Source organism: Candidatus Bathyarchaeota archaeon (assembly GCA_025059045.1).
Taxonomy (GTDB): Archaea; Thermoproteota; Bathyarchaeia; order Bathyarchaeales; family DTEX01; genus JANXEA01.
This window is the reverse complement of record JANXEA010000007.1, coordinates 75,140-94,853: the sequence shown is the minus strand read 5'-3', so window position 1 is coordinate 94,853 and position 19,714 is coordinate 75,140. Positions and strand designations below refer to the sequence as shown.

The following is a 19,714-nucleotide window of genomic DNA, read 5'->3' as shown; positions in this document are numbered from 1 at the left end:
ACAAATTAGTCAATAGTCACAAATCTTAGCCGTCCTATCGGGCAAAACAATCTCCCGCTCAAAATCCTCCAAAGTATAAATTTCCTTCAAATCAGCCTCTTCAGGAATATAGAACTGAGCACCTTGATACAACGCATCTTTGATGTGCAAACCATCACGGTCAATATTCGTAAACGCCTTAAAAATCTGGAAAGGCGCCGAAAACCCATCCTCAATAGCCTTACCAATACTATAAGAGTAGACCATCTCACCAAAATAGGCATAAGTATCAATGTTGTCATCCGCTTAGGCGTAGCCGTCATACCCAAATGAACAGCAAAAGTATACATAGACAACATCAGTAAAACAAAACTAACCAAAAAAGAGACAACGACAATACGGCCACAGCCTAGAAATAATCAGCAAAGCTTTCGAAACGCTTGACTCCTACTGTGTGCACTCAGTTTCCTGATTAATCGGCACAAACATAAACGCAGATGTTACGCAAGAACCAAATGTATTCTTAAAACACGTTATATCAAACTTGAAAATATAGCATTCGCTAATAACGAGCATTTATATGCTCAAGCGAGCAGCTAAACCTAAAAACTATCATTGGACTTTCCGCTAAAAAGAACCACCAAAACTCTTAACCACGAAAAAGAGGGTGTTTGCGGAAGTTTTCGCCATGCCTTAGAAGCGTTCAAATCCAACCCCTCCTACTGTCACTTTGGGTGCAAATTACTTCTCCCCGCCTTCCCTCAACATTTTGAAGGCGGGACACCTAAATCACCACGAACAAAAATGGGTTCGGGAAACATATAAAGTTATTTACCGCATGGAAGCGAGCATTTGCTTAAATTGGTAAATCGTTTGGCTTGCCTCCATAAGCGATTTGGATCCTACGCATACGAGGCGGCCTGAGGATAAGACCAGGATGGTTTTATCCCCGAGTTTGACGGACGCTCCTGGAAACTTTTCAGGCGTCATACGCGAGCCCTTATCTTGCCTTGCAAGCTTGATCCAGCTTACCTCAGGCGGCAGCGGATTAGTCTTATCGCAGCTTCCATACTTGGCGTATTGTATTAACTTTCGCAGCACAACCCTCTTATGATGCTTAGTTGCCTCCCTCCAGAGCCTGTTCCGGTTTATGGCGGCCACAACCCGCTCCACATCGCTGCGGGTTGCCCTAGCCGGGTCAAAGTCCATCAGCCGCAGGATCACTACAAGGTGGCTGGCGTAGTTGCTCAGCGCCGCTTGGCTTAGGCCCAAACTGCCAAGGTGGTCCAGAAAGCGGACGGCCATCTGGCCGTTGGGCAACTTTGCAATCAGCCGCCTATAACACTCAACCCTCCCTTCGAAGTCGTATATTCCACCCCTCACTTCAACACCCGGAAGCGAAGAGGCCCCTGAACTTAAAAGCGGGGAAAGTAATTCGCGCCCATTTGGTAAGCGGGCACCTACCCCGCTTACAACGACCCCGGACACTGCTAAAAATATCGTAATGGTTACTTTCTTTTCCTGAAGAATTTATTGCCGTTATAGTCGCAGACATATTCGAACACTGGCTTGACTAGTTGAATTCCCCTTTTTGCGTCACGTTTAAGATAATTTTTCATCGTTTAAGGGTGATCAACACCGCATATGTTCTCTCACAGTTTCCTTCAGCATCCTTCCCGTGTTGGAGATTAGTTCGGTCATTAGGCTGAAAGATTTTGGGGCGTCCTCCATCCTTATTATAATGATGGTTTCATTGTAGCAGCTGATTGTCTCCTCGATGTTTATCTGCCACCTTGAGAGGAGACTGTAAAAGATTGAGATGCATCCTGGAGTATTAACGATTTCCTTGGGACTTTGAAGAATTATCGCCGCCAAATCTTCTTTTTTCTCAAGGATTTCCTCGCTGGGAAATGTTGAGCACACTTTTCCAAATATCTTCTGATCTGTGATTAATGTTAAGGTTGTCGCGCCCTCTAGAACTTGGAAAAAGGCTTCTGGGAAATCTGCTGAGAGGAGCCTTGCCTTTTCCAGATTCCTTCTCGTCTTCTCCAAAGATATCTTTGCGACATGTGTTCTGAGGTTTATTGTACTTTCCGCTATAATCTTTAGAGAATCCGCTCTTGGGGTTCCATATCTCTTTGCCCTTTTGACAGCAGTCGTCAAACCGCTGATTGTGACAGTTCTGCCCAAGACTTCTTCGATCTTCGGTTTTAGTAGGCGAGCGACCGCTGAATAGTTGGCGTAACCTCTCTCCAGCGCGTCCCGAATTGAGGAGTCATTATCGATGAGCGTCTGGACGGCTTTCGAGAGCGAATCGACCAATTTCGGTCATCAATTCACATTCTTGGTTAAAAATGACCGAAAAGAATTTATTAAATTTTTCCCTTCCCTTCAGACTAAAATTTGAGGAGAATGCCCTATGGCTAAGAAGGTAGTGCTCGCCTATTCAGGCGGCCTAGACACATCAGTTATGATAAAATGGCTACAACAGAAACTGGACGCGGATGTTATAACAGTAACATTAGATGTGGGGCAAAAGGAGGATCTGGAGGAGATAAAGGCAAAAGCGCTAAGCTTAGGAGTATTAAAGCATTACTCGATAGACGCAAAGGAGGAGTTTGCGCGAAGATATGTCCTCCCAGCGATAAAGGCTAACGCCCTATACGAGGGGAAATATCCATTAAGCACAGCCCTATCGAGACCATTGATTGCTGAGAAGCTTGTTGAGGTCGCGCATGAGGAAGGGGCTAAGATCGTAGCCCACGGGTGCACAGGCAAAGGAAACGATCAGGTTAGAATAGAGGTATCCGTCAAAGCGCTGGATCCAAGCATCGATATATTTGCACCAGTTAGGGAATGGGGATTAACTAGGGACGCGGAAATAGAATTCGCAAAAGCGAATAATATTCCAATCCCAGTCGACTTGGATCGACCGTACAGCATAGACCAAAACCTCTGGGGTAGATCGGTTGAGTGCGGGGTTCTGGAACATCCTGAAAAAGAGCCTCCTGAAGACGCGTATGAATGGACATCATCCCCTGAGAAGGCGCCGGAGAAACCAGAATACCTCTCAATTGAATTTTACAATGGCACCCCAGAGGGCGTAAATGGTGAAAGAATGGATCCAGTCTCATTAATAGAGAGAGTTAACGAGATTGCTGGAAGACATGGGGTTGGACGAATAGACCACATTGAAGATCGGTTGGTAGGGATAAAATCCCGCGAAGTCTATGAATGCCCAGCAGCAACAGTGATTATTGAAGCTCACAAAGACCTTGAGAAGATGGTTCTAACCAGGCATGAACTCCAATTCAAGCAGCAAGTGGATAGTCTCTGGGCATACCTTGTATACACTGGATTATGGATGGATCCACTACGAGAGGACCTCGACGCATTCATAGATAAAACACAGGAAAGGGTCTGCGGAACTGTAAAGGTCAAAGTTTACAAGGGAAACGCTCAGGTTGTCGGCCGCTCATCACCATTTTCGCTCTATGATATAAACCTAGCCACCTACGATGTAGGCACAACATTCAATCAAGCATCCTCAGCCGGCTTCATAGAGCTTTGGGGCCTACCGACAAGAGTTGCTAATGCGATAAAGAGGATGAAGAGGAAATAGCAAATGTCTACTCTCTTAAGAGATGGCCGGCTTGGACCAACTCAGAAGGACATTTCTGATTTCATCTCGTCAAGGATGGATGATGCCCGAATCTTAAAGCAGGTCGTCAGGATAAACAAGGCACATGTTATGATGCTGACCGAGGAAGGTATAATCAGCGAGGCTGATGGAAAGAAGATTCTCGGAGCATTAAGGAATCTGGACGAGCACTTGAAGGAAGCAACAGCTGCTGAAGACATTCACATGGCCGTTGAGGAAGCAGTAATTGAGGCAGTAGGGATGGATGTTGGCGGAAACCTGAATATCGCCAAAAGTAGGAACGATCAGGTGGCTACCGCTATAAGGATGCAACTTCGAGAGGAATTATTAGAATTAGTTGAGGCAATCCTGTGTTTTGAAGAATCTCTTCTTATAAAGGCTCAGAACGAGATTGGAACCATAATTCCCGGATATACTCATTTTCAACCAGCCCAGCCGACCACATTTGCCCATTATCTTGTGGCGCAATGCGATATATTCAGCAGGAATCTGAAGAGGCTGAGGGAAGCTTATGAACGTGTAGACCTTTGCCCAATGGGTTCTGGAGCCCTAGCAACAACAAGCTTTCCGATAAATAGGGAAAAAGTTGCAAATATGCTTGGGTTCAATGGACTTGTCGAAAACTCTTTTGATGCTGTAAGTTCAAGAGATTTCATATTGGAGGTTCTGGCTGCTCTTTCAATAATGGCTGTAGATTTAAGCCGCCTCGCAGAGGACCTAATAGTGTGGAGTTCAGCGGACTTCGGGATAATTGACCTCCCAGACGAATTCACCTCAACCAGCAGCATCATGCCTCAAAAGAAGAACCCTGATGTCCTCGAAGTTATAAGAGCTCGTATGGGGCTCATTATCGGCAATTTCTTCTCATCTGCAATCGTGTTGAAATCGCTTCCCTCAAGCTATAATCTTGATTTTCAAGAGATAACCCCGAAACTATGGGATTCAATCGACGAAATGAAGGCCTCACTCAGAATTTTAACAGAACTCATGATCGAGGTCAAGGTTAAACCAGATGCCCTAAACAAGCCGCACATTAGCTTCACCACCGCAACAGAGTTAGCCAACATTCTAGTCAGAAAATGCGGAATACCATTTCGCGTAGCACACAAAATCGTTGGAGCAGCCGTGAAGAGACTAATTGAGAAAAACAAATCTTTGCATGAGTTGACCATAGAGACTCTGAAAGAGATCTCCGAAGATTTTTGGCCTCATAAAATTTGCTTAGACCAAAATGACATCAAAACTGCAATTGACCAATCAACCTTTATTGAATCTCACAGAGTGAAGGGTGGACCCGCAAAGGATGAGGTTAAAAGGATGATAGAATCTCGCCTAGATTCTCTGAACTTTTTCGGCGAATGGGCCAAAGGTAAGAAGCGGCTTCTTGATGAGTCCGCAGCTAAGATAGATAAAATGTTGGAGTCAATGACGAGTGATCGATAAGAGTCCTACCGTAACGTTTAAATTTAGGATCATTTAATGCTTGGGGAAGGGTCACTTGAAAACTGAAAAATGCCCTCAAAGAGAAAGAAAAGCCGTCTTAGTGCTTGAGGACGGTAGCTTCTTTCTCGGTTACGGCTTTGGTTCAACAGGCAAGGTTTCTGGGGAAGTTGTCTTTTCGACGTCCATGGTTGGCTATCCCGAAGCGTTAACCGATCCTTCATATCATGGTCAGATTTTAACCCTCACATACCCATTGATAGGCAATTATGGCGTTCCGGATTATCAAACAGATGGGTTTCACATTCCAATCCATTTTGAGTCCATTGGAATAAAGGTTACAGGTCTTGTCATTCATGAACTTTGTATTAAACCGCACCACTGGGCTTCGAGAAGAACTCTTGATGAATGGTTAAGGAGCGAGGGCATACCGGGAATCTTTGGAGTTGACACGAGAAAGCTGACGAAGAAGCTACGGGAGAAGGGAGTAATGCTAGGCATCCTCGAAGTATGCAACAGAGGAGAGGAACCAAAGATTGATTCTCTCCTAAAGGAAGTTAAGACCGTGGAAGATCCAAACAAAAGGGATTTAGCAGGTGAAGTAACGATCAGCGAGCCTATAACATATGATGTAGGGGGAAGAAAGAAAGTCGTCCTCATAGACTGTGGATCAAAAGCAAGCATCATCAGGAATCTTCTTAAACGTAAAGTCAACGTTGCAAGAGTACCATACAACTTCTCTTCACATGAGATCATGGAGTACAAACCTGACGGAATATTGATAAGCAATGGTCCGGGAGATCCGAAAAAATGTGAAGAAACCATAGAGACCGTTCATAATCTCATAAGAGAAAATCTGCCAATCATGGGGATATGCTTAGGCAATCAGATCATTTCTCTGGCGGCCGGCGGGGATACATATAAGCTCAAGTACGGCCACAGGTCCCAGAACCAGCCGGCCCTAGATATTGAGAGTGGACGTTGCTACATAACTACCCAGAACCACGGCTATGCGACCAAAGCTGAGTCGCTAAATAAAACACCTCTGAAGCTATGGTTCATAAATGCAAACGATAAGACTGTTGAGGGAATACGAAGCGAGGACGGGAAGATCTTTGCACTCCAGTGGCATCCAGAAGCCTCTCCTGGACCATATGATACTGAATTCATGTTTGACCTGTTTGTCAATAATCTGAGGTGAGGCTCATGCCGAAATTTGAGTGGGTTAGAAAAGTCGTGATCCTTGGAAGCGGTCCGATAAAGATCGGTGAGGCCGCAGAGTTTGACTATTCTGGAAGTCAGTGTCTGAAAGCCTTAAGGGAGGAGAACATAGAGACAGTTCTAATTAACCCTAACATCGCGACGATCCAGACTGATCCACGCCTCGCGGGCAAAGTGTATCTCCTCCCAGTCACGCCGAAGTATGCCGAAATGGTGATAAAAAAGGAGAGGCCTGATGGGATACTCCTCGGCTTTGGAGGTCAAACTGCTCTCAACTGCGGCGTCAAGCTTGCCAAAGCAGGCATCCTTGAGAAATATGATGTTAAAGTTCTTGGTACACCTATCCGTGCGATAGAGGAGACCGAGGATAGGGAGCTATTCAAGCAGGCGATGATCCGCGTCGGAATACCAGTACCGCGAAGTAAATCGGCGACATCGACTAGCGAGGCTTTGGCGATTGCCGAAGAAATTGGATATCCCGTCATAGTCCGCGTCGCGTACACTCTTGGCGGTAAGGGTTCTGGAGTTGCCCATAACAGTAGAGAGCTTGAGGAAATTGTGAACAGGGCTCTAGCACAAAGCATGATTACGCAGGTACTAGTTGAGGAGTATATTGGGAAGTGGAAAGAGATAGAGTATGAAGTGATGAGAGACTATGAGAATAACTGCCTCACAGTCTGCAACATGGAGAACTTTGATCCTATGGGTGTACATACAGGCGACTCAATCGTTGTCGCCCCATCGCAAACATTGACGAATAGAGAGTATCACTTGATCCGATCAGCCTCGATCAGGGCGATCCAAAGCCTAGGCATTGTAGGCGAATGCAACATACAATGGGCCCTACATCCAAAATCTGAAGAATTCAGAGCGATAGAGGTGAATGCAAGAATGTCTAGGAGCTCCGCTTTGGCTAGCAAAGCAACTGGATACCCGTTGGCGTATATTGCGGCGAAGCTCGCCATTGGTTACCTCCTCCCAGAATTGATCAATAAGGTTACCGGCATTACAACTGCATGCTTTGAACCTGCACTAGACTACTTAGTCGTCAAGATTCCACGATGGGACCTAAGAAAATTCAGAAACGTTGATCCTCACCTCGGGCCCCAAATGAAGTCAGTAGGCGAAGTTATGGCTATTGGTCGAAACTTCGAGGAGGCCATCCAGAAAGCAGTTCGAATGCTTGACATAGGTAAGATAGGACTTGTCGGGAATGATGAGGATGAGGAGCCGGAGCCCTTAGAAGCAATTCTTGAAGGTCTAAAGAATCCTACGGATGAGAGGCTCTTCAAGATCGTGAAGGCAATAAAGGTTGGTGTTCCAATCACTAAGATATACGAACTTAGTGGCATTGATACATGGTTCCTCTATAAGATCAAGAATATAATCGATATGGAGAAAAAGCTTAGAAGCCTTGACCTGAAAGATGAAGATGCAGCGGATATTATATTTGAAGCGAAACTTTTAGGCTTCTCGGATAGGCAGATCGCGAGGTGCCTAAAAACCGATGAGATGACTGTAAGATCTTATAGAAAAGAGAAGGGTATTGTGCCTGTTGTAAAACAGATTGATACGTTAGCCGCGGAATGGCCTGCCAAGACTAACTATCTCTACTTGACTTACCATGGGGATGAAGATGATGTTCAGTTCGACTGGAATAAGAGAAAAGTTATTGTTCTGGGAGCCGGTGTCTTCAGAATCGGCTCAAGCGTTGAATTTGACTGGAGCGGCGTAAATACGATTTGGGCTCTTAAAAATCTCGGTATCGACGAGACAGTCATGATAAACTATAACCCTGAAACTGTATCCACGGATTATGATATCTCCGATAAACTATACTTTGAAGAGTTGACATTGGAGCGAATACTTGACATCTACGATAAAGAGAAGCCGCTGGGTGTCATAGTCAGCGTGGGGGGACAAATCCCGAACAACCTTGCGCTCAAGCTTGCGGATGCTGGAGTAAACCTCCTTGGAACCTCAAGCCGCAGCATAGACATTGCAGAGGACAGGTCTAAGTTCAGCTCTCTATTAGATCGTCTCGGAATTCCGCAGCCTGAGTGGAGTAAGCTCACAACCATAGAGGACGCTGAAAGATTCGCTGAGGAGCTCGGATATCCGGTTCTCGTCCGCCCAAGCTATGTTCTATCTGGATATGCGATGAGGGTTGCACGGAGCCAAAATGAATTAAGGGAATATTTAGAGTTGGCGGCTAGTGTATCGAGAGAGCATCCCGTTGTCATATCAAAGTTTGTGGAGGGCGCCAAGGAGGTTGAAGTTGACGCCGTATCGGACGGTGAGGAAACACTGATAGGCGCCGTGATTGAGCATGTCGAGCAGGCTGGGGTTCATAGCGGCGATGCAGTAATGAGCATACCGCCGCAAACATTGAGCAGCGACATTATAAGCCGAATTGAGGATTATACTAGATCAATTGCGAAGGCGCTCCAGATTAAGGGACCATTCAACATCCAATTTTTAGTCAAGAATGGTGATGTCTCAGTTATCGAATGCAACCTAAGAGCTTCACGCTCTCTTCCATACGTGAGCAAGGTTCGAGGGATAAACCTCATCGAGGTCTCCGCAGCAATAATGCTTGGAAAGACGCTTAAGGAGATAGGGATCAACAGGCCTCCGCCAATAAGGCATGTCGGGGTAAAGGTTCCACAATTTAGTTTCATGCGTCTAACAGGAGCGGATCCTCTGCTTGGCGTAGAGATGCTGAGCACAGGCGAGGCGGCGTGTATAGGCGAGAACTTTGCCGACGCGCTCCTTAAGGCGTTAGAATCCGTGGAGTTCGAGATTCCGAAGAGTGGAAGTTCAGTCCTAGTCACCGTCGGCGGAGAAAAAATGAAAAAGAAGATCATCCCGTTAGCGAGAGAGCTGAAGAACTTAGGCTTCGAGGTTTATGCTACAGAGCACACTGCAGATGCTCTTAGAAGAGCAGGATTGGAGTCGATACAGATTCTGTATAAGGTTAAGGAGAGGGATAAGAAGCCCAATATCCTAGACTATCTCATCCAGAGAAGGATTAGCCTAGTGATCAACATACCCTCAACGGATTCTGAAGTGAATCCAGATATTATGGAGGACGAATACACAATTAGGAGGCTGGCCGTCGAATTCAATATTCCCGTCGTCACAACTCTCGAGCTTGCCTCAGCCATCGTTAAGATTCTTCGTTACCAGGCGCAAAGCGAGATATCTATCAAATCTCTTAACGAGTATATGGATAGCCTACCATTTAGGTTCTGGAATTCGCTACAAAAGCTTTCTAGCGCCGAAGTTAAAGTTTCTTCTCCAATTCGCTGATTAGGTCATCTGCACTTTTATAAGTTCGCGGAGATATTTTTTCCATAATTTCAGCCAGTCTCACTTGAATATTATCCTCGGTCTCGATGACCCTCCACCCAACCTTCCTCATTAGTGTACCTTTCGTGGTTGGGAAAGATGCTCTAACAAGAATTTCTTTTGCTGCTTCCAAACCCTTCTTTTTGCTGAGAGGGGGAACCTTCCCCTCTCTTAATAAGGATTGGAACCTTTTTGCATCCTCGAACATGGACAAGTTGTTGAACAGGACGTAAACCTGCTTACACTTTATTGAGAAGGGTTTTATGAGATCATGCAATCTTATCAATTCTCTGTCGGTATATTGGTAATAATAAAGATCTTTTCCCAGACCATGGAGCCTGAAGTACGCTGTGCGGCCAACATAGACAGGCATGACCTTAAAGGGGTCAGTCACATGTGCAACTTCCAATACTTCAAGAGATGCTTTCAGACTCTCGGATGCTTCTCTGCTCTCCCATGATGGGCCGCGGGTTTCCCATGCCAGAATCAATTCCTCACGATTAACTGCGCCAAAAAATCTTGTTGCCTGCTCAAGAAACTCAGGCTTGAAGGATGCCGGTGTTTGAAAGACTAGGATTGCAGATTCCAGACCTTTGCAGATCTTCTTCATCCTTTCGAACGGCTCTATTGAGGCTTCTAGATCGAATCTGAATTTATGTGTTATATCCTGATGTGCCTTAACTGTGAATTCAAACTCCGCTGGGACCTCTGACCTCCACTTTTTCACTGTTTTATCGTTTGGGTACTTATAGAAAGTGCTGTTCAACTCAACCATGTTGAAGTTTTTTATGTATGTGTCTCTTGAGGTTGGGAAGCCGCAGCATCCAACCCTTATCAATTAATGAACCTCCCTATCTTACCACCGAGACTACGCTTCCACCATATTGCTTCTCAATCCTGATTACATGTTCCGCGTTATCAGCGAAGGCTTCACTATGTGTTACTGCTATTATTTGTTCAACCGTTCTAAGACGGGATAAAGATTCTGCCAAACGATCAACAGATCCGTCTTCTCTGCCCAAGCTTTCCGTCGGTTCGTCAAGAAGTAGCAGGGGGAGCCCCTGCCCCGCTTTCCACTGCATTACAAGCTGTCCTATGGCTATGCGATAGGCGAATGCGAGGAGCGTTCTCTCACCGCCGGAAAGGTTCATTGCACTCCTTTCATATCCTTCCTGCCCCCAAACTATCGGTGTGTAATTTTCGTCGATCTTAATTTCTAAGGGCGTCCTTTCGAAACCTATGAGGTCATCTAAAATCTGTTGAGTAAACCTTTCAAGATATGCTACAAACTCTCCTCTAAGTTTAGGCTGTATGCTCCTGTAGGCAGCCCTTATCTCTTGGGCCAGATCAATTATCTTCCCTATCCTTTCAACCCGGCTTATCTTCTTCTCTGCAGCGTCTAACCTTTCCTTTAACGTTTCAAGCCTCTTCAAGATCTCTCTCTTCTGGAACTCTAGGCTACTTAATTTGTGCTGCAGATCTAAGAGTTGCTCGTAGGCTTGTGCGCGCTCCCTGCTTGCCTTCTCAAGGTCTTTTGCGTCAACTTCTCTAATATTAGACCGAAGAGATTCAAGATGACGTAGTAAATTCTGCTCCTCATTTTCCTTCTCGAGAATCATCGCTTTCATTTCCTTAATACGTGTCTTCTCAGACTCAATTTGCCTACGCGTATAATCCAATTCCATTCGTGTCCTTTTTAAACCTTCAATGGTCGACTTAACCGTGGTGCGGATTGAGTCAAGCCTCGCTATGTCCTCGACAATGCTTTTCATCCGCACCTCATTTTCGCATATTTCCAGATTAAGCTGGTTCAGGAGCCTATTCTTGTACTCGGCGGATAGTGGCTGAAGGCAGAGTGGACACTCGCTCTCCCTAGTAAGGTTAGATATACGCTGATTTAGACGTTTGATCTCGGTCTTTATCGATTCTTCTTCGCCAAGGCATCTTGATATTTGATTTTGTAATGTTTCTAGGTATTCTTGCAGCTTTTCCAGAGATGCATCTTGCTGTATGCCTGAACCCTGAAGAGTTTTCCTGTACAGGTTCTCCTGGTCTTCAAGACTTTTTAACTGCGACTCCAGATTCTCCACAACTCTCCATCTGCCCTCAACTTCATCTGAAAGTCTCTTGATAGATTCGCGAATTCCTGTAATCCTAGCACGTGTTTCCGTCTCCTCTCTAAGGATCTTCTCATTGCTTTGCCTTAGATTATCAAGCTGCTCCCAACGGGTCGAGACTTCTCGAAATCTTCTTTCAGCCTCGGCTAGCCTTGACTTCATCTCATCTATCTCAGATTCTTTCGCCGCCACCTCTATCACGGATTCCTCATACTGGTTTCTCATTTCTCCAATCCTGAGTATGTCAGGATCCCTTTCAAGAGTGCTCTTTTCGCTTTCAAACCATCGGATTATGGGCCCCATCTTAGCCCAAGAATCCTCATAATCTTGGAGGCCAAAGAGCTGATCGAGTCTCCGCTGCCGCTCTCTCGGCGCTAGGTCTAAAACCTCTTTTAGACGTTCCTGTTGCACCCACATTATCTCTCTAAAGATTTCCTTATCGAACCCTAGAATTGCCTGCAGTTGCTCCACAACCGCGTCGCTCTTCATCTCAGCGATCAGACGGTCGCCTTCGAAGAGCTTTAGCTGTTCTAAATCCTGTGCTATTCGGTCATTGTGTCTCCTTAAAACCCTTTGGACCACATACTCCTTTCCATCTTTCGTGAACTTGACGGCGACCCTCCCTACATCAGCCCCCTCTCTAAGCAGATACTCATAGCTTCTGCCGATAGGGTCGCCGAAGAAGACGAAATCAATGGCGTATAACACTGTGGATTTTCCAGCTCCTACACCACCTACTAGACAGTTGAAGCCGCTGCCGAAGTGGATTAGGCTCTTCGTATGCGAACGGATATTTTCTAGTCCTAGGCTCAATATCTTCATTCAGCTGCCTCCTCAAGTATTCTTCTCACAGCCTCTTCATCCCCTTTTAGTAGGTGCTGGATCAAGTCCACGGCTATGTGAGCATACCTTTCCGCTTCTTGAGCCCCGCGGCGCTGCGCGAAGTACTCCGTAAAGTATGCTATAGCCTTGTTCTTGAGATCCCGCATCTCGCCTTCAAAGATTGATCTTATTGTCTCCTCTGGAAGTCCTCTCTCCCCAACTGCTACAACTGGATGAACTATTAACGCCTTCTCAGCTGCATTCCTAATCCTTGTGAGATCCAGCTCTCTTTTCGTGGTCTCAGCGGCAAGTGTCCCCTTAATCACTGGAACTATAACCGCGCCGTCCTCATCGATCTCCCTGATAAGCTCGACTACTTTCTCGACTATCTGCTGCGGCGTCAGGCCTGTATAATCTTTCTCTAGAACCTTGAACCTTCGAGGTGTTTCAAGTGGTATCCGCTCGATCTCAAAATCATTTTTTCCTGATACCTTCACATGATAGAACCCCTTCTTGACCTCGGCCTCCTCATAAGTGACAGTTTCGGTTGATCCACTGTATACTAGGAGTGCACCTTTGAATGGGAACTGCCATGGCGTGTGGAGGTGGCCGCCGGCATAGTAATCGAAGCCTTCGGGAATGATGTTGGGTGAAGCTTCAGCGATCGATCGTGGTCGACCCCCTAATATTTCCGGAATGTCTAGAGCCATGTGGAACGCGAAAATATTGAACTTGTCCTCTCTAGGGTTCGGCTTTTTCTGTCCATAAAATTCTTGTAGACCCTTTTCAGTGCGCTCTCTAGTCCTATAGTTAGGAACCCCATAGACGTAGACGTCTTCCGTCTCCCAGCTTGCATATTCATGCCTCGGCAGATAATATATTAGTCCGGCTGAATCCAATGGGTTCAGGATTGTGCCAGTTATAAGGTTCGGTGCAGCGTCATGTGAGCCCTCTACGGCTAGGGTTTGGATCCCAGCCTCCATAAGTAGCCTAAAGTTCTTTATGGCTACCTCCAGTGTTGCATTTGACGGTCTGGCGTGATGGAATAGGTCGCCTGCAACTATTACGAAGTTGGGCTTTAATTCAATAATTTTTTCTATCACTTCCTGGAATGCACGGTCAAAGTCTTCGCGCCTGGCTGCAAGATTATATTGCTCGTATCCTAAGTGAATGTCAGCAACATGTGCAAAACTGAATGGTTTCAATCTGCTTCTCCTAAATTATGATGATCACCGAAAATCATAAATGCATATCGTTAAGACCGCGTTATGTAAAACCCCTAAACAGCGCCTGTATTTCGGCGATTTCCTGCTCAGTAAGATCCCTTGGAAAGTTGTAGATCGGTCCGCTGGGTTTTTCATTATAGTAGGGTCTGTTGCATCCCGGGCAACCGGACGTTTTGAATGGTTCTCCCGATGATATGATGTTTTTAAGCTTTTCACGGGAGACCCCGAAATCTATTAGGCATTTTTCGGCGAATCTCATTTCCTCGTATCGGGATAGCCCCCTAGTTACCAGGTATTGAGCTACCTGCGCTTTCCTATAGCTTAAAAGGGTCGGCTGGTGATGTCTCTCCATTTTCGTGCCCGGTATGGGTGTGAACGCGAATAGGCTTGGGTAGACACCTATATCTACACACTCTTGCATTATCCGAACGATATCCTCCTCGGTCTCCCCGAGGCCTATTATAAGGTGTGTGGTTGCCATGCCCCATCCGAAGACGTCTACAGCATCCTTTAATGATTTCATATGTTCATCCCATCTGTAGGGACCACCAATTAGGTCTCCCTTAACTTTCTCGAATATTGCTTTGTTTGCTGCGTCTAAAGGTATGCTTACTCTCTCCACCCCCTTATCGGCAAGCCTAGCCATCCATTCTTTAGTAATAGGTTGGCATGAGACAGAGATTGGGACATCAGACAATGAATGTATATGATCCACAAGGTATTCTATGTGATCAAGTACGCCAGGATAGTTTATTGCTTGTATGCATACTCGTTTAATTGCTCCCGAATCGTATGCTGTTGGGATTCTTGAGATAACATCGGCAACCTTAAATACAGGCCAGATGATTCTTGAAAGCATATCTCTTCTTCCCCGGCTAATCCTCGATTGGGGACAGAAGGCGCAGCTGGCTAAGCACTTTCCACTTCTGTAGGTTAAGAGATAAATCGTAGTTGGCGGAGAATCTAATCTGGCTTTAGAGAGCCCTAGAACCACTGCGGAGCCAAGTGAGACTCTGACTTTTCCGAGCATACTGATTCCAGCATAGTATTCATGATACTTGTCTATAATGGTTACTGGGGCACCCCGCAAACCATTTAGGAAAGGTTACCACTTTAGACCCTTTGAAAGGTAAGGAGTAAGATACGATATGAAGGGTGATGTAAGCGAAAAGTCTGATGAGATTAGGGATTATAGAATACATGAAGGGATCACAGTTCGTGAGCTTGTGACGCAAATGAGGGATGCCTGGGGCTTCACTGCAGAGAAGGTTTCATCAGCCGTAAGCATTATTGAAGATATGATAACAGATCGCGAATGTGTCAAGTTTCTTTCTTTTCCAGGATCCATAGTGGCTTCAGGAACTAGGGGGATCATAAGAGAGATGATTGTGAGGAGAATGGTTGATGTTATAGTAACTACATGCGGGACGCTTGATCACGATCTTGCGAGGAGCTGGAAAAAATATCTTAGAGGTTCATTTGAGATGGACGACGTGGACCTGCATAGGAGAGGTGTAAATCGGTTGGGGAACATTCTCGTACCTAACGAATGTTACGGCTTAATTATTGAGACTAAGATGAAGGAGTTCCTATCTCAGATTTGGGATGAAGGGATCAGGGAGATTTCTACGAAGGAGCTTGCTTGGGAGATGGGTAAGAGAATATGCGGTAAAGATTCGATCCTTTATTGGGCTTACAGAAACAGGATTCCCGTTTACGTCCCTGGAATAGTCGACGGCGCTGTAGGCTATCAGATATGGGAGTTTTCGCAGGATCATAATTTAACATTGAACTTACTTAGGGATGAGAGTGAGCTCAGCAACCTAATATTCGAGTCTAAGAGAACTGGTGCAATAATAATTGGCGGGGGGATATCGAAGCATCATGTCATTTGGTGGAATCAGTTCAAGGATGGTTTGGATTACGCGGTCCATGTTACAACGGCTGTTGAGTGGGATGGAAGCCTGTCTGGAGCTAGGCTGCGAGAGGCGATCTCATGGGGGAAGGTTAAAGAGACTGCTAAGCATGTCACAGTTGAGGGGGATGCTACTGTTCTACTGCCCCTGATCGTCGCCGCCGTGATCTCCTGATCTCAGTTTAGCCAGAAGGGCTACGTGGAAAAATTGGTCTCCGAGTCGTCTAATCAGTTAATTTCCGAAGCATGCATTGTAGGCTGGAGGAATTTTGGTAGGAAGATAGTCTTCTATGTTCCGAGCTTTTCTGCCTATAAAAGCAACTACTATCAGGTCCCATCCTTCTCATTTCCATCTATATCTGTGACTGGCAGGTCTTGCGCCTTAAATTGTAAGCATTGCGGTGGAAGACTTCTGAGAACCATGATCCCGGTTCGTACACCTAATGATCTCCTCAGCCTATGCGTAGAAATCAAGAGGAAGGGTGCAATCGGATGCTTGATTAGTGGGGGATGCCTCCCTGACGGTTCGGTGCCGCTAAGCAAGTTCATCGATGTTATTGCAAAGGTTAAGCAGGAGCTTGGGCTCACGGTTGTTGTTCATAGTGGGCTAATCGATTTTGAGACCGCTTCAAGGCTTAAAGATGCCGGGGTCGATGCCGTCTCCGTCGATATAATAGGCTCGGATGACACCATATCAAGCATTTACAATCTTAATGTCTCGTCAAAGCGTTATGAGGAGACGCTTGAGGCGTTGAGCAGATCAGGTGTCCCCTTCACACCGCATGTTCTTGTAGGGCTACATTTAGGATCTATTAAAGGAGAGTTTGAAGCTTTAAAAATGATTGCGAAGCATAAGCCTTCTGCGCTCATAATCATAGTCTTCTTTCCCATTAAGGGGACGTTGATGGAGAATGTTAGACCTCCTCCTCCGGAAGAAGTGGTCAATATTCTTTCTCATGCTAGGGTGATTATGCCTAATGTTCCCATCGCCCTAGGCTGCGCGAGACCAAAAGGGGCTCACCGCATCCGGACAGATGTCCTAGCGGTTGAGGCTGGTGTCAACGCTATCGCCTACCCTTCTCCTGAAGCGGTCGAGAAGGCGAGAGATTTGGGTTTAGAGGTTAAATTCTCCCCGACTTGCTGCTCACAGGTTTTCAAGGAGTTCCAATATTGCTAGTTTGGGATTATGGCGATTTTAGAAAGATTGGGGGTGATAGATCTACTTTAGGTTTTCGATCTTTAGAGAGTTCCTTATTACTCTTCCCTTGTACTCTCTTGCCACGATCATCGTTGAGGTCATCATTACCCCTGCTGTCGTCCTTATCTTCTCGGATAATGTCTCTAGGGCGTCAAGGTCCTCGACGCTTACCTTGACTATTATATCGAACTCTCCGTAGACTATGCTTGCATCAAGAACCTCATCGAAGTCAGATATCTTCTTGCAGACTTCCTTCTCTGAACCTGAGCTAACGTTAAGAAGCATATAGGCTTTAATGGGCATCTGTTCACCCCAATCGTCATCTAATTATGCTATCTCTCAGATTTATCTGTTTCCTCTGGAAAAATCGCCGCATTCTCGGGATGCGTAGTCGTTTATGCTTCGATGGGAACCATATAAAGGTTGCATCTACCTTTACGGTCTGAGCTGAAGACAACATTCTTATTGTCAGGGGTGATAACTGGATGGGGATGAGAGTTCTGCGTCTGCCATGACGAGTCATGCTTGCATATACGCTTCACTATGGCTTCTTCACCCTCATAGATTGTAAGGCCTATGAAGGCTCTTCCTTCTTTCGAATTGTCGGTGAAGGCTCTGTCGCCAACGGAGAATCTTTCGTTCCGGCTGTGCATGTGACCTGGACCCGCATACCTATACTTGAACATCTTCAAGCCTGAGCCGTCCACGTTTAAATATGCGTCGTAGAAGACCCAGTTTTTCGAGTTAGGCGACTCTCTTCTCGAGAACTGCGTCGCAACCCTTCCGCTTTCCGTGAAAAACTCATGCCCAGCCCTTTCAACATACCTCTCCTGCCTAAGTAGGGGATACACTTCATGCGTAGAGGCCTTAACGATCCACATTCTTTGTACTAGGTGCCAGGGTCCCTCATGACAGAATAGGACTATGTCAGGATCTACTGGGCTAATGTTAACATGCGATATCCATTCGCATTCTCCCCAGAGCGGTTCAGCCTCCTCCTTCACCAAATCAAATCTCATCACAACGCTTCTAGGCCTTAGGTACATACGCTCAAGCTGACCGGAGTAGATCCTCCCCTTCAATACACTTTGGGGAATTGACTCGCTGTATGCAAAGGCGAGGTATCTCCCATCCGGCGTGATAGAAAGGATTGTGGGGTCGAAGCCATTCGGCGTCATATAGAGGGTTCTCCCCTGTAGGCTTTCGGTATCAACAGCCTTCAATACCCACCCATCCCAATAATATGCAACCCTACCGTCATAGCTAAGGCAGGGAGCATGAGGTCTAACAAAGGCATCTTCGGAGAGCTGGATCATCGACTCCTCCTCCAAGTTGAGGAGGTAAATCTGCCACCATCCCGTTCTATCTGAAACGCAGAGAATCTTCCTTCCAGCCCGATCCATAAAATTTTGTGTAAAATAGGGGTGCATCGTATTCCCAAAACCGTCTGAGAGACATGTTACCTCGATGCCAGTAACCTCGTCTCTAAAACTGCGAAACTCGAGGTCCACAACATCGCCTATCGCCATACCAACAACCATCCAGCATCAGCTTAGTGTTATAGAGCCCCTTAAACAACTGAGCATTTAAGCCTTACTTCAAACGAAAACCTCGGCACCAAATAAAATCTTATATTCCTCACACCTCTATTCATCAGCTTAACATAAAGGCGGGTCTACGCCTCGGTGGCCTAGCCGGTTAGGGCATCGCCTTGGTAAGGCGGAAGTCGCGGGTTCAAATCCCGCCCGAGGCTCCATCAAATCTGGTTATGGATTCTTTCTCATGCCTCAAAATTTAGAGTCTGTGGGATTAGGTGCTTGTGGAATGAAGAATGTACACGGATGTGCTAAGATGTCTTATGCCGTTCTCAGCACTTATTACAAGAAAACTTCAGGAGTTGAGAGGCATGGAGATTCCCATTAAAATTATTGCTCCTAGTCACGGGGTTATTTGGCGTTCTAACCCAATGAAAATCGTTGAAGCCTACAAGAGATGGAGTGAAGGTATTCATAGAGACAAGGTTGTGATAGTTTATGACAGCATGTGGGGAAGCACAACAATTATGGCAAGAACCATAGCCGAAGGTGTTGCGAGCCAAGGATTAGAAGTTAAATTCTTTAAGTTGCGAGAATCCGATGTGACGGAGATTGTGACAGAAATTTTGGAAGCCAAGGCCGTCATTGTTGGTTCTCCAACCATTAACAATTCTATGTTCCCGTCGGTAGGCGCCTTTCTAACGTATATTACAGGGCTGAGGCCAAAGGGAAAACTTTGGGCCTTTTTTGGTTCATATGGATGGGGTAAGGGGGCCGTGAGGCAGATGGTGGATGTGGCCAAACAGGCCAGCTTTGATGTATATGAAACACCATTGGAAATTCGCTACCTGCCCACAAGCACCGAGTAAAATCTTCTTGAGGAGTGCTGCTAGGTTAGACTTCTCTTAATGCTTGCTATTTAATTTCATATTTTACTCTTATGATTTCAGGTTTGTATTCTTTGAAACTTGCAATTTTTATATTTACATCTGCAAATTTCTTTAATTCGTAAATGAAGTCTTCAAGATAGTCGTATGCGCCACAAGTACTACAAAAGGCGCCCTCAAAATCCAGAACTAGTTCTTTTTCACTTGCCTTAATTAGTTTTGCCTTAGCTTCTGGGCTTCTATACGTGTTATACTCTTTTATAGCCATTATAACTGCGTTCTTAAGGGAGCTCATTTAACTACCTACACATGTTTTAATTGCAGATTTTCTATAAGTTTTGCGTAAAGATTGTGCGTGATAA

At 45.7% G+C, this 19,714-nt stretch carries 17 protein-coding genes and 1 tRNA gene; 8 read left to right on the top strand and 10 right to left on the bottom strand.

All coding sequences use genetic code 11. From position 1 onward, the window contains the following. Window positions 1-9 precede the first annotated feature (9 nt). The 3 genes from NZ952_01905 to NZ952_01895 all read right to left on the bottom strand — a co-directional run bounded on the left by NZ952_01905 (window position 10) and on the right by NZ952_01895 (window position 2,301). Window positions 10-246, bottom strand: coding sequence for a hypothetical protein (locus tag NZ952_01905; protein ID MCS7119945.1), 237 nt, complete (start codon window positions 244-246; stop codon window positions 10-12). 564 nt (window positions 247-810) lie between these two features. Beyond that, window positions 811-1,362, bottom strand: coding sequence for a hypothetical protein (locus NZ952_01900; protein MCS7119944.1), 552 nt, complete (start codon window positions 1,360-1,362; stop codon window positions 811-813). A 249-nt stretch (window positions 1,363-1,611) separates the two neighbouring features. Next, window positions 1,612-2,301 carry a hypothetical protein gene (locus NZ952_01895; GenBank protein ID MCS7119943.1) on the bottom strand — a complete coding sequence of 230 codons (690 nt, stop codon included), beginning with the start codon at window positions 2,299-2,301 and terminating at the stop codon, window positions 1,612-1,614. 97 nt (window positions 2,302-2,398) lie between these two features. On the opposite strand from NZ952_01895, the gene NZ952_01890 reads away from it, so the two are divergent. Genes NZ952_01890 through carB form a run of 4 tightly spaced genes read left to right on the top strand, consistent with a single transcriptional unit; the run spans window position 2,399 to window position 9,613 of the window. Continuing rightward, on the top strand, window positions 2,399-3,601 hold the full coding sequence (locus NZ952_01890) for an argininosuccinate synthase (protein MCS7119942.1): 1,203 nt from the start codon (window positions 2,399-2,401) through the stop codon (window positions 3,599-3,601). Between the two features lie 3 nt (window positions 3,602-3,604). Continuing rightward, the gene (argH, locus tag NZ952_01885) at window positions 3,605-5,083 is read left to right on the top strand and encodes an argininosuccinate lyase (protein MCS7119941.1); all 1,479 of its coding nucleotides are present in this window, start codon (window positions 3,605-3,607) and stop codon (window positions 5,081-5,083) included. A 55-nt stretch (window positions 5,084-5,138) separates the two neighbouring features. Beyond that, complete coding sequence (gene carA, locus NZ952_01880) at window positions 5,139-6,281, top strand: glutamine-hydrolyzing carbamoyl-phosphate synthase small subunit (protein ID MCS7119940.1); 1,143 nt, start codon at window positions 5,139-5,141, stop codon at window positions 6,279-6,281. Between the two features lie 5 nt (window positions 6,282-6,286). Further along, the gene (gene carB, locus NZ952_01875; GenBank protein MCS7119939.1) at window positions 6,287-9,613 is read left to right on the top strand and encodes a carbamoyl-phosphate synthase (glutamine-hydrolyzing) large subunit; all 3,327 of its coding nucleotides are present in this window, start codon (window positions 6,287-6,289) and stop codon (window positions 9,611-9,613) included. Here the strand turns inward: carB and NZ952_01870 are convergent. The 4 genes from NZ952_01870 to NZ952_01855 form a co-directional block, all read right to left on the bottom strand. Beyond that, window positions 9,588-10,490, bottom strand: coding sequence for a DUF72 domain-containing protein (locus tag NZ952_01870; GenBank protein ID MCS7119938.1), 903 nt, complete (start codon window positions 10,488-10,490; stop codon window positions 9,588-9,590). The two genes, carB and NZ952_01870, sit on opposite strands and share 26 nt — an antisense overlap. Before the next feature lie 13 nt (window positions 10,491-10,503). Beyond that, the gene (locus NZ952_01865) at window positions 10,504-12,591 is read right to left on the bottom strand and encodes an SMC family ATPase (protein ID MCS7119937.1); all 2,088 of its coding nucleotides are present in this window, start codon (window positions 12,589-12,591) and stop codon (window positions 10,504-10,506) included. Then, window positions 12,588-13,796, bottom strand: a complete 1,209-nt coding sequence (locus NZ952_01860; GenBank protein MCS7119936.1) for a DNA repair exonuclease — start codon at window positions 13,794-13,796, stop codon at window positions 12,588-12,590. Before NZ952_01860 ends, NZ952_01865 begins: the two co-directional genes overlap by 4 nt. 61 nt (window positions 13,797-13,857) lie before the next feature. Continuing rightward, window positions 13,858-14,907 carry a radical SAM protein gene (locus NZ952_01855; protein MCS7119935.1) on the bottom strand — a complete coding sequence of 350 codons (1,050 nt, stop codon included), beginning with the start codon at window positions 14,905-14,907 and terminating at the stop codon, window positions 13,858-13,860. Between the two features lie 58 nt (window positions 14,908-14,965). On the opposite strand from NZ952_01855, the gene NZ952_01850 reads away from it, so the two are divergent. Both NZ952_01850 and NZ952_01845 read left to right on the top strand, forming a co-directional pair. Beyond that, a complete protein-coding gene (locus NZ952_01850; protein ID MCS7119934.1) occupies window positions 14,966-15,907 on the top strand; it encodes a deoxyhypusine synthase in 942 nt (313 codons plus the stop codon). 24 nt (window positions 15,908-15,931) lie between these two features. Then, on the top strand, window positions 15,932-16,909 hold the full coding sequence (locus NZ952_01845) for a radical SAM protein (GenBank protein MCS7119933.1): 978 nt from the start codon (window positions 15,932-15,934) through the stop codon (window positions 16,907-16,909). Between the two features lie 42 nt (window positions 16,910-16,951). On the opposite strand, the gene NZ952_01840 is transcribed toward NZ952_01845, so the two are convergent. Together NZ952_01840 and NZ952_01835 are read right to left on the bottom strand one after the other, a co-directional pair. Then, window positions 16,952-17,233, bottom strand: coding sequence for an Lrp/AsnC ligand binding domain-containing protein (locus NZ952_01840; protein ID MCS7119932.1), 282 nt, complete (start codon window positions 17,231-17,233; stop codon window positions 16,952-16,954). A 92-nt stretch (window positions 17,234-17,325) separates the two neighbouring features. Then, entirely contained in the window at window positions 17,326-18,471 is a 1,146-nt protein-coding gene (locus NZ952_01835) for an oligogalacturonate lyase family protein (protein ID MCS7119931.1), read from the bottom strand. Window positions 18,472-18,609: 138 nt separating this feature from the next. On the opposite strand from NZ952_01835, the gene NZ952_01830 reads away from it, so the two are divergent. Together NZ952_01830 and NZ952_01825 are read left to right on the top strand one after the other, a co-directional pair. Beyond that, a tRNA-Thr gene (locus NZ952_01830) sits at window positions 18,610-18,686 on the top strand. Window positions 18,687-18,761: 75 nt separating this feature from the next. Then, window positions 18,762-19,334 carry a flavodoxin domain-containing protein gene (locus tag NZ952_01825; protein ID MCS7119930.1) on the top strand — a complete coding sequence of 191 codons (573 nt, stop codon included), beginning with the start codon at window positions 18,762-18,764 and terminating at the stop codon, window positions 19,332-19,334. 46 nt (window positions 19,335-19,380) lie between these two features. Here NZ952_01825 and NZ952_01820 read toward each other — a convergent pair whose 3' ends face one another. Further along, on the bottom strand, window positions 19,381-19,647 hold the full coding sequence (locus tag NZ952_01820) for a hypothetical protein (protein MCS7119929.1): 267 nt from the start codon (window positions 19,645-19,647) through the stop codon (window positions 19,381-19,383). Window positions 19,648-19,714 lie beyond the last annotated feature (67 nt).